This is a genomic window from Thalassovita aquimarina, assembly GCF_018219815.1.
Classification (GTDB): Bacteria; Pseudomonadota; Alphaproteobacteria; order Rhodobacterales; family Rhodobacteraceae; genus Thalassobius; species Thalassobius aquimarinus.
Window position 1 is genome coordinate 1 of sequence record NZ_JADMKU010000051.1, and the last position, 1,955, is coordinate 1,955.

A 1,955-nucleotide genomic window follows, 5' to 3' on the forward strand; every position below is an offset into this window, starting at 1 on the left:
TGTCAGAGGATTTCGCGGATGCGGCGGATAGCTTCGAGGATGTTGTCGGTGCTGTTGGCGTAGGAAAAGCGCAGGTAGCCTTCGCCCCAGGCCCCGAAGGAGGTGCCGGCGACGGTGGCGACGCCCGCCTCGTCGAGGAACCGGTCCTGCGCCTGTTTCGAGGTCATGCCGGTGCCTCCGATATTGGGGAAGGCATAGAAGGCGCCGGCCGCATCGGCGCAGCGCACGCCGGGCAGGCTGTTGAGTTCGCGCACGATCACCTGGCGGCGTTCGTTGAACTGGGCGACCATGTCATGCACGGCATCCTGCGGCCCGTTCAGCGCGGCGATGCCCGCGTATTGGGTGGCGGCGTTGACGCAGGAATGATCGTTGATGCACAGCCGCGTCACCGGGTCGACCATGCTTTCGGGCCAGACCGCGTAACCCAGCCGCCAGCCGGTCATCGCATAGGTCTTCGACCAGCCGTCCAGCATGATCAGCCGGTCGCGGATTTCGGGGTAATTGAGCAGCGACACGTGTTCGCGCCCGCCATAGAGCATCTGGGAATAGATCTCGTCCGACATCAGCGCGACATGAGGATGATCCAGCAAGCCCTTGACCAGCTTGTCGATTTCCACCTTCGGGGTCACCCCGCCGGTGGGGTTGGCGGGGCTGTTGATGATGATCAGCCGGGTCCGCTCGGTGATCTGGGACAGCACCGCCTCGGCGGAAAAGGCGAAACCGTTCTTTTCCTCCAGCGCGATCGGCACCGGGGTGGCGCCGGAGTACTTGATGACGCTTTCGTAGATCGGGAAACCGGGATTGGGATACATGATTTCCACCCCGGGCTGGCCGAACATCAGCACGGCGAAGAACATCGTGGGCTTGCCGCCGGGCACCACGACGACGTTGTCGGGATTGACCTCCGCCCCGTGGCGGCGGTGCAGGTCGGCGGCCACCGCTTCGCGCAGCGCCGGGATGCCGTTGGCGGGCGTGTATCCGTGCTGGCCGTCGCGCAGCGCCTGGATGCCGGCCTCGACGATATGGTCGGGGGTGCGGAAATCGGGCTGGCCGATGCCGAGGTTGATGATATCGCGCCCCTGCGCCGCCAGGGCCTGGGCGCGGGCCAGCACGACGAAGGCGGATTCGGTGCCGAGCCGGGCGATGCTGTCGGCGAATTTCAGGTCTGCTGTCATTTGGTCGTCTTCCCGTTATAGGCGGTCATCCAGCCAAGCCCGTCCCCGGTGCTGGCCCCGCGCGGTTTGTATTCGGCGCCGATCGGGCCGGTAAAGCCCATGTCGCGGATCGCGGCGATCAGGTTGGGGTAATGCAGCTCGCCGCCATCGGGTTCGCCCCGGTCGGGCACGGCGGCGATCTGGATATGGCCGATCAGATGCATGTGGCGGCGCAGCCGTTCGGTCAGGTCGCCCTGCATGATCTGGGTGTGATAGCAATCGAACATCAGTTTCAGGTTGCCGCGCCCCAGGTCCTCGATCAACGCCGCGCCCGGTTCGACCAGCGACAGGTGATATCCCGGCACGTCGCGCTGGTTGATCGGTTCGATCAGCACGGTCATGCCGCGCGCCGCCGCAGCGTCGCAGGCATAGGTGAGGTTCGCGCGATAGGTCGCCTCGGCCCCTGCGCCGCCATCGGTCTTGCCTGCCATGACATGGACATTCGCGGCGCCGATTTCTGCGCCATAGGCGATGGCCTGGTCGATCGCCGCGCGCGCCTCGGCCTCGCGGCCGGGCAGGGCGGCCAGGCCGAAATCGCCCGCCGGCACATCGCCGGGCACGGTGTTCAGCCCCAGCATCCGCAGTCCGGTTTCCGCCAGCGCCGCCTTCACCTCGGCTGCTGGCGTGTCATAGGGGAAATGGCATTCCACGGCGTTGAAACCGGCCTCGGCAGCGGCATGGATGCGCGCGACCATCGGCCGGTCGGTGAACAGGAATCCCAGATTGGCGGAAAACATTGGC

2 protein-coding genes are annotated in these 1,955 nt (G+C 66.1%); both read right to left on the bottom strand.

What is annotated here, in order from left to right; all coding sequences use genetic code 11:
* Window positions 1-2: 2 nt before the first annotated feature.
* Entirely contained in the window at window positions 3-1,175 is a 1,173-nt protein-coding gene (locus IT775_RS21105) for a pyridoxal phosphate-dependent aminotransferase (protein WP_212703224.1), read from the bottom strand.
* Complete coding sequence (locus tag IT775_RS21110) at window positions 1,172-1,951, bottom strand: hydroxypyruvate isomerase family protein (RefSeq protein WP_212703225.1); 780 nt, start codon at window positions 1,949-1,951, stop codon at window positions 1,172-1,174. Before IT775_RS21110 ends, IT775_RS21105 begins: the two co-directional genes overlap by 4 nt.
* Between the last annotated feature and the right edge of the window lie 4 nt (window positions 1,952-1,955).